The sequence below is a fragment of the Rhodovulum sp. BSW8 genome (assembly GCF_003314725.1).
Classification (GTDB): domain Bacteria; phylum Pseudomonadota; class Alphaproteobacteria; order Rhodobacterales; family Rhodobacteraceae; genus Rhodovulum; species Rhodovulum visakhapatnamense.
The window spans coordinates 1-7,288 of record NZ_QNVX01000058.1 but is presented as its reverse complement, the minus strand read 5'-3'; the positions used below and the strand labels follow the sequence as shown (position 1 = coordinate 7,288).

Here is a 7,288-nt window from a genome sequence, read left to right as displayed (position 1 = left end):
GCTGAGAGCTTCCTCGGCTTCATTGACATCACGTCGATCCGTCTCTGGGTCCGCCATTTGTCAACATGACCTAGGCTCCGCAGGGTTATTCAATCTTGAGCAGAGCGTACGTTGCAGGAACTCGAGGGATCGGAATGGAACCCGAATGCCAGTATGACCTCGACATCACCGACCCGGCCTGGTCCGAAGATGCCGGTGGTGTCGTGAAATCCGTCCTTGAGGCGGCCCCGAAGGAAATCCGGGTTCAGGCGGCCGAGGCCCCGGCCCAGAGCGCGCTTTCGGCCCAGCTTCTTCTTTTTCTCAGACGACATGTCGAATCGGTCGGCGGGACCTTCTCGGTCGCCGACGCCTCGCCGGCCTTCTCCGAAGGACTGAGCCTTCTCGGCCTGCATGACTTGATCCTTGGCACAGCGGAGGTCCAGCAATGATCAATATCCTTGCCATCGACGACTCGCTCACGATCCGCGAGATGGTACGGGAGACGCTGAGTTCGGCGGGCTTCGCTGTCACCACGGCGAATGACGGGCAGGCCGGTGTCGACGAGTTCGTGAAGGACCGCTACGACGCGGTCATCACCGATATCAACATGCCCAAGATGGACGGGTTCGGCGTGATCGAGCACATCCGCGGCGGCGGCACCAATGCCCGTGTGCCGATTCTGGTGCTGACAACCGAAAGCGGCAGCGCGATGAAGGAACGAGCCCGCGCCGCCGGTGCGACCGGCTGGATCGTCAAGCCGTTCCAGGACGAGGGCTTGATCAGCGTGATCCGCCGCGTCACGGGGGCGCGCTGAGCCATGTCGCGCGACGATCTCAAAGCCACATTCTTCGCCGAGTGCGAAGACCTGCTGGACCAGCTCTCGGAAGGGACCGGCGAACTGGAAGCAGGCACGGCGACCGAAGAGACGGTTCACGCCATCTTCCGGGCGGTCCATTCGATCAAGGGGGCGGCGGGTGCCTTCGCGCTCGACACGCTGGTCAAGTTTGCGCACCGGTTCGAGACCGTTCTCGACCGTCTGCGCTCCGGCTCTCTGGTCCTCGACCCCGATGCCCTGCAGACGATCCTGCGCTCGGGCGACATGCTGGCCGAACTGGTCGAGCTGGCCCAGGCCGAAAGCGACGAGGAACCGTCGCAAATGGCCGAACTGATCGAGCTGCTGGTCGGTCTCTCCGGGTCCGAAGAAGACGGACCGGGGGCGCCCGAGCCTGACGAAGCCTTCGAATTCACGGCCGTCTCCTTCATGCCGTTGTCGTTTGACGAGCCGGGCGAGGACGCGGAAGATGTCTACAAGATCCGCGTGCCCGCGATCGCGGATCTGTTCAGGAACGGCCACGATCCCTTCCTGCTGTTCGCCGAACTGGTCGGTCTCGGACAGCTTGATGTCTCTTGCGACGCGTCTGCGTTGCCTGTGTCGGACGAGTTCGACCCGAACCGCTGCTACCTTTCCTGGGAACTTACGCTTACCGGCTCGATGACAGAGGTCAGCATCCGCGACGCCTTCGTCTTCCTTGATGACATCTGCGAGATCGAACAGGTCTCCGGCGGATCGGCCGGTCCGGCTCTCGACCTTCCCGGGATCGAACCCGAGGACAGTCCGATGACCACTGCCGAGCCCTCAAACCCTTCCATGCCGCAGGTCGCAGCTGAAGAAGCTGCGGCAGAACCGGCCGCTGTGGCGTCTTCGACGTCCGAGCCGGCTGCGGCCGAGAAATCCAAGGCGGCAAAGCCCGCCGCCTCGATCCCCCAGACCACGCTTCGCGTCGATCCGGAACGGGTCGACCGGCTGATTAACACGGTGGGCGAGCTCATCATCAACCAGGCGGTCATCACGCAGAAGCTCGTGGCCTCCGGCATGGCGTCGAATTCCGACATCATGAGCGATCTCGACGACTACCAATACCTGGCTCGCGAGCTGCAGGAAGGTGTGATGGCGATCCGAGCGCAGCCCGTCAAACCGCTCTTCCAGCGGATGCAGCGAATTGTGCGCGAGGCGGCCTACAGTCTCGGAAAGGACGTCGCCCTGGTCACCGAGGGTGAGGCCACCGAAATCGACAAGACTCTTGTCGAACGGCTCGCCGAACCGTTGACTCACATGATCCGGAACGCGGTTGACCACGGCATCGAGGGCCCCGAGAAGCGTGCGGCCGCCGGAAAGTCGGCGCAAGGCACGATCAAGCTTTCGGCCGCCCATTGCTCGGGCGACGTGCTGATCGAGATCTCCGACGACGGGGCCGGTCTCAACCGGAAACGCATCCTCGAGAAAGCGGTCAGCCAAGGCATGGTCGCGGCCGACGCGAAGATGGCCGATTCTGAAATCGACAACCTGCTTTTCATGGCGGGGTTCTCGACGGCCGAGAAGGTGACCAACCTGTCCGGTCGCGGTGTCGGTATGGATGTGGTTAAGACCGCGATTACCTCCCTCGGCGGCCGGATTTCGATCAGCAGCCGCCAGGGGATGGGCACCAAGTTCTCGATCGCCCTTCCCCTGACGCTGGCGGTGATGGACGGCATGGTGATCCACGCTGCCGGCGAAACCCTGGTTGCCCCACTTTCCAGCGTAGTGGAAACGATCCGCCCCAAGCCCAAGGATATCCTTCCTTTCGGTCGAGACGGTCGGCTTCTGTCAATCCGAGGCACGTATGTGCCGATCGTCAATCTGGCCAGGCTTCTCGGCTTCCCGACAGAAGCGGAGATCACCTCGGACAACATCTTGATCCTGATCCGGTCCGAGCAATCCGGGCTTGTGGCCCTAGCGGTCGACGACATTTCGGACCAGCGACAAGTTGTCATCAAAAGTCTCGAAGGCAACTATGGCGCGATCGAAGGGATCTCTGCCGCAACCATTCTGGGCGATGGCCGGATCGCTCTGATTATCGACACTGACGCCATCCTGTCCCTCGCCGGCCACTACGGCAGGGAAATGGCCTCCAGAGAGGAGATGGACTATGCCCAGACCGCAACAATGGGGTGATGATGACGTCCTGGAATTCGTCACTCTCAAGGCCGCAGGGCAGAGCTTCTGCATCGAGATCACCCAGATCCGGGAAATCCGTAGATGGACACCGGTCACGGCTCTCCCGCATGCGGAAGAGGCTGTGCTGGGCGTGATGAACCTGCGCGGTGCGGTGATTCCGATCATCGATCTTGCAGCGCGTCTGGGGCTTGGCGAATGCGAGGCCTCTCCTCGGCATGTGATCATCGTCGTTGCGATCGGCTCCAAGACGATCGGGTTGTTGGTGGACTCGGTGTCCGAGATCCTCACGGTCGAAGGAAGTCAGATCTGCGAAGCGCCGACCATGGGAGGCGGAGACGTTCCCAACAGCATCCTTGGCCTCATTTCGATCGAGGAAGGGATGTCGCGCATTCTGGCACCCGAGATTCTGGTGCCCCGCGGCCTGACGGATGCGGCATGAACGCTCCGACATCATCCCTGACGCCTCGGCGGCGCTCCGAAATCGCCTTCGGAGAAAGCGATTTCCAGCGTATTGCGGCGTTCGCGAAATCCGAATACGGGCTTCATCTCGAGCCGTCGAAGAAAGCGATGATCCATTCCCGCCTCGGGAAGCGGATCGTAGCGCTGAATCTCGATGGTTTTACTGAATATGACAAATTCCTGCGCGCCAATCTCGACACTGAAAGCGATCACTTCATCTCGGCGCTGACAACCAACGTCACGAATTTCTACCGCGAAAAGCACCACTTCGAACAGCTTCAGTCGGAAGTGCTGCCGCGCCTTGTCGAGCGGGCGCGATCCGGTGGACGTGTGCGGCTCTGGTCGGCCGGCTGTTCGTCTGGGCCCGAACCTTATTCCCTTTCAGGCAGCGTGATTCTGCTTTGTCCCGAGGCGCCCAAGCTCAATGTCAGGATTCTCGCGACAGATATCGATCCGTTTGTGCTTCGGCGGGCTGAGGCGGCGGTCTATAGCGACGAGGAAGCCAAGATTCCGCCCGGGGCATGGGCGAACCAGGTGTTCGAGAAATCCGGCGGTGCAAAGACCGATTTCCGGGTGCGGGCGGATGTTAGATCCCTCGTGTCCTTCCGGCAGCTGAACATTAACGGCCATTGGCCAATGTCTGGCCTTTTTGACGTGATCATGTGCCGGAATATGGCGATCTACTTCGATAACCAGACCCAGCAGACCCTTTGGCGCAGACTTGCGGAACAACTTGTTCCCGGAGGCATGCTCTTCATCGGCCACTCTGAGCGGGTTTCCGGACCCGCCACGGGAATGCTCGAGGCGGCCGGGGTGACTGCCTATAGAAAACGCTCCGCTTCGTGACCGCGAAGCGACATTAGGAAAGGAATAACGGATGTCACTCAAAGACAGTCTTCGGATCATGGTTGTCGACGACATGACGGTCAGTCGGGGCCTTGTAACCCAGGCGTTGGAGGAACTCGGCATTTTTCACGTCGCAACCGAAGCAAGCGGACGTGCGGCGCTTTCGCGGCTGGCAGCCGACCCGGTCCATCTCGTGCTTGCAGATTACAACATGCCTGGCATGGATGGGTTGCAGCTGCTCGAAGGTCTCCGCCGTAATCGTTCCACACAGCGAATCGGCTACATCTTGGTGACCGGAACGCCCACCCCCGAACTCATCCAGAAAGGTCAACAGTTGGGGCTCAACAACATGGTGCGCAAGCCCTTCACGACGGCGACCATGAAGAAGGCGATCGAAGCCGTGGTGGGGCGCCTTTGACGCATCACGACCTTCAGATGGTTGCAGATGGCCCTCGGCTTCAACGCGTGATGACGACGTTTGGCCATGAGTTGCTGCACGCCGCCGAGCTTCTCCGGCGGTACGAAAAGGCCGTGCTTGAAAGGCGGGCTGCGCATCCCGCACGAATGGGAAGCGCAAGCGAACTGCAACTGGTGGACTTGGTCATCCAGATTCTCGAAGATATGGCACCCTTTGGTCAGGAACTGGCCAAGCTTGTGCCCGTGGATGCGCAGGTTCCGGGCAGCCTGATCGAGCAGCTTCGGCTGGACCAGCTGCGCGCGGTCATGTCGACAGCGGAAAAACGCGATGCGCCACATTCGGGCGGCGATATCGACGTGTTCTAGGGCGCGCGCTGTCCTGGGAGACTGTAATGCTATGTCAATATGTCCGCGTAAAGATTGGCTCTAAGTGAGCGCCGTGATGTGAATTCGGTGGGGCCGGGGCAAAGGCCTTCGGCCGGATTTCGGCCCTAGCCGCAGTCAGTCGAGTGAAATTCGGTGCGTGTCGCACCTGCCCGCGTGAAGCAAAACAATTTCACTCGGTTTTCGGTTGCCTGGGTGAGAATGAGGACTGGATCGATGATCGAAGCCTTCCCACTGCATTCCAGCTTCTCAAGTGTCTGTTTTCGATCCATCTCTGGTCGGAATAGGCGGTATTTGAGGGATTCATCTTGTTCCACAGGGAAAGAAAGGCGCGCAGGGCGTTTCTTCTCCGAGGTGGAATGGCATCGGGTCTCGATTGGCGCTGGGCCGACCTCTGGAAGCATGAGTTAAGGATTGGGTTCATGCGTGTGATGATCGCGGACGAACGGACGGAAACCAGGAACAGGCTTGCCGCTGCGGTTCAGCAAATGCGGGCCGTTTCTCTTGGTGCGTGCGTCTCGAACCTTAGCGAAACCTACCACATTGCGGAAAGTCGGCCGCCGCAAGCCGTGATCGTGGCTGAAGCCTTGGCGCGGCTGGCGGAATTCGAAGTTCTTCTGATGCTCTTCAAGGCTCTCGGCATCCGTTGTGTGGTTGTCGCAGAAACCGAAGCAAATATCGCGCGCCTGCCGTCGTCCCTGATCCGTGAGGGCGTGGCGGTGACCCATAGCGACGCCTCGGTCGAGGATTTGCGGCAATGCCTTCTGCGAGTCCACCTCGGCAGAGCCGCTAGGGACGTTCCGGCTCCTCAGGCAGAATCCGCCATGTCTTTCCAGCACGGACGCCTCATCCTTCTCGGCGCGTCCACGGGCGGTGTCGATGCGCTGGTCAAGGTCCTCGAGGCATTTCCTCCGAATTGTCCTCCAACTCTCATCGTACAGCACACCAGCGAGTCTTTCAGTTCGGGCTTGGCGCGTTTGCTTGATCGGAACTGTGCTGCGACGGTGGTCGAGGCCCAGGACCAGGAGCCATTGGTGCCGGGCCGGGTTCTTCTTGCCCCAGGCAAGACGCACCACCTGGAGGTCGCCGCAACCGGTGCCTTGCGCTGCCGTCTGAGAGAGGGATCGCTCCAGGCGGGTCATCGTCCGTCGGTGGATGCGCTTTTTGCGTCTGCGGTTCCGGTCGCCTCTCGGGTCTGTGCGGCGATTCTGACAGGAATGGGCCGCGACGGAGCCGAGGGTATGCTCGCGCTGCACCGTGCCGGTGCCTATACCATCGGACAGGACGAAAAGACCTCGCTGGTCTACGGGATGCCGCGTGCGGCCTTTGAGCTTGGCGGAGTCCGCGAAAGACTGCCGCTTGACGCCATTGGCCGGGCGGTTCTTGAAAACTGTAGTCGGAGGAGCGCGGCATGACTCAGAAAACGCCTATTCGGGCGCCCGAAAAAGATGTCTGGCCCTCCCGCGTCCATGCTGTGGTTCAGGGCGAGTATCACGTTTCGCGCGACGCGAACATCGTGCTCTCGACGGTTTTGGGTTCCTGCGTCGCGGCCTGTGTTTACGACATCAATGCCGCCATCGGGGGCATGAACCATTTCCTTCTGCCGGGGGATGCCGAATCCGGGTCGACCGAACTGAAGTATGGCGCCATGGCCATGGAACTCCTTATCAACGAGCTTCTCAAGGCCGGAGCCCGGCGGTCCGACCTCAAGGTGAAGCTGTTCGGAGGCGCGCGCGTCAGCGGCGCCTTCCGCGATATCGGGGCGCGAAATGTCGATTTCGCCCGATCCTACATCCGGAGAGAGGGCTTTGAAGTCGTGTCCGAAAGCCTGGGCGGCACGCAAGCGCGACGCCTGCATTTTCGCCCAGTGACTGGCGCCGCTCGTTTGGTCCTGCTTCCGCCCACCGAGGCGCCGCCCGAGCGTCGCGTTCCCGCGCCCAAGCCAAAGCCGGATACTGATATCACTCTGTTCTGAGTTTCCGACGTCTGGCGCCAGTGTGCAGAACGGCATGCAAAATTGACGCCCATCTGGAGTGCTCCCTTCCGGGTGGACAGGATCACGCGGCGGGTTTGACAGGGCTGCGGGCGTTGCGGTCCTCTAACTGATGTGCCCCAGACTTCTTAGACACCTTGACCTGTCCCCCGGTCGTCCCTCGTTCATAACGAGAGTCCTTGGGGTTGATAGTGGTCGGTTTCGGGTTGGGCAAG

At 60.9% G+C, this 7,288-nt stretch carries 9 protein-coding genes; all 9 read left to right on the top strand.

Annotation, left to right across the window (positions count from 1 at the left end; all coding sequences use genetic code 11):
• Nucleotides 1–134 precede the first annotated feature (134 nt).
• Nucleotides 135–428: an STAS domain-containing protein gene (locus DSD19_RS19560; protein WP_075787117.1), complete on the top strand. Its 294-nt coding sequence runs from the start codon at nucleotides 135–137 to the stop codon at nucleotides 426–428.
• A complete protein-coding gene (locus DSD19_RS19555; RefSeq protein WP_075787116.1) occupies nucleotides 425–793 on the top strand; it encodes a response regulator in 369 nt (122 codons plus the stop codon). Before DSD19_RS19560 ends, DSD19_RS19555 begins: the two co-directional genes overlap by 4 nt.
• Before the next feature lie 3 nt (nucleotides 794–796).
• The gene (locus DSD19_RS19550) at nucleotides 797–2,971 is read left to right on the top strand and encodes a chemotaxis protein CheA (protein ID WP_113670820.1); all 2,175 of its coding nucleotides are present in this window, start codon (nucleotides 797–799) and stop codon (nucleotides 2,969–2,971) included.
• On the top strand, nucleotides 2,946–3,413 hold the full coding sequence (locus tag DSD19_RS19545; protein ID WP_075787114.1) for a chemotaxis protein CheW: 468 nt from the start codon (nucleotides 2,946–2,948) through the stop codon (nucleotides 3,411–3,413). Before DSD19_RS19550 ends, DSD19_RS19545 begins: the two co-directional genes overlap by 26 nt.
• Nucleotides 3,410–4,279: a protein-glutamate O-methyltransferase CheR gene (locus tag DSD19_RS19540; protein WP_075787113.1), complete on the top strand. Its 870-nt coding sequence runs from the start codon at nucleotides 3,410–3,412 to the stop codon at nucleotides 4,277–4,279. Before DSD19_RS19545 ends, DSD19_RS19540 begins: the two co-directional genes overlap by 4 nt.
• Nucleotides 4,280–4,310: 31 nt before the next feature.
• Entirely contained in the window at nucleotides 4,311–4,697 is a 387-nt protein-coding gene (locus tag DSD19_RS19535) for a response regulator (RefSeq protein ID WP_075787112.1), read from the top strand.
• A gap of 50 nt (nucleotides 4,698–4,747) precedes the next feature.
• Nucleotides 4,748–5,062 carry a hypothetical protein gene (locus tag DSD19_RS21535; protein ID WP_165828191.1) on the top strand — a complete coding sequence of 105 codons (315 nt, stop codon included), beginning with the start codon at nucleotides 4,748–4,750 and terminating at the stop codon, nucleotides 5,060–5,062.
• A 440-nt stretch (nucleotides 5,063–5,502) separates the two neighbouring features.
• Entirely contained in the window at nucleotides 5,503–6,495 is a 993-nt protein-coding gene (locus DSD19_RS19525) for a CheB methylesterase domain-containing protein (protein WP_165828190.1), read from the top strand.
• A complete protein-coding gene (locus tag DSD19_RS19520) occupies nucleotides 6,492–7,055 on the top strand; it encodes a chemotaxis protein CheD (RefSeq protein ID WP_113670818.1) in 564 nt (187 codons plus the stop codon). Before DSD19_RS19525 ends, DSD19_RS19520 begins: the two co-directional genes overlap by 4 nt.
• Nucleotides 7,056–7,288: the final 233 nt, after the last annotated feature.

Excerpts from the sequence above, each read along its gene's own strand:
- DSD19_RS19560 (WP_075787117.1), top strand. The coding sequence starts at position 135 with ATGGAACCCGAATGCCAGTATGACCTCGACATCACCGACCCGGCCTGG.
- DSD19_RS19555 (WP_075787116.1), top strand. The coding sequence starts at position 425 with ATGATCAATATCCTTGCCATCGACGACTCGCTCACGATCCGCGAGATG.
- DSD19_RS19550 (WP_113670820.1), top strand. The coding sequence starts at position 797 with ATGTCGCGCGACGATCTCAAAGCCACATTCTTCGCCGAGTGCGAAGAC.
- DSD19_RS19545 (WP_075787114.1), top strand. The coding sequence starts at position 2,946 with ATGCCCAGACCGCAACAATGGGGTGATGATGACGTCCTGGAATTCGTC.
- DSD19_RS19540 (WP_075787113.1), top strand. The coding sequence starts at position 3,410 with ATGAACGCTCCGACATCATCCCTGACGCCTCGGCGGCGCTCCGAAATC.
- DSD19_RS19535 (WP_075787112.1), top strand. The coding sequence starts at position 4,311 with ATGTCACTCAAAGACAGTCTTCGGATCATGGTTGTCGACGACATGACG.
- DSD19_RS21535 (WP_165828191.1), top strand. The coding sequence starts at position 4,748 with ATGACGACGTTTGGCCATGAGTTGCTGCACGCCGCCGAGCTTCTCCGG.
- DSD19_RS19525 (WP_165828190.1), top strand. The coding sequence starts at position 5,503 with ATGCGTGTGATGATCGCGGACGAACGGACGGAAACCAGGAACAGGCTT.
- DSD19_RS19520 (WP_113670818.1), top strand. The coding sequence starts at position 6,492 with ATGACTCAGAAAACGCCTATTCGGGCGCCCGAAAAAGATGTCTGGCCC.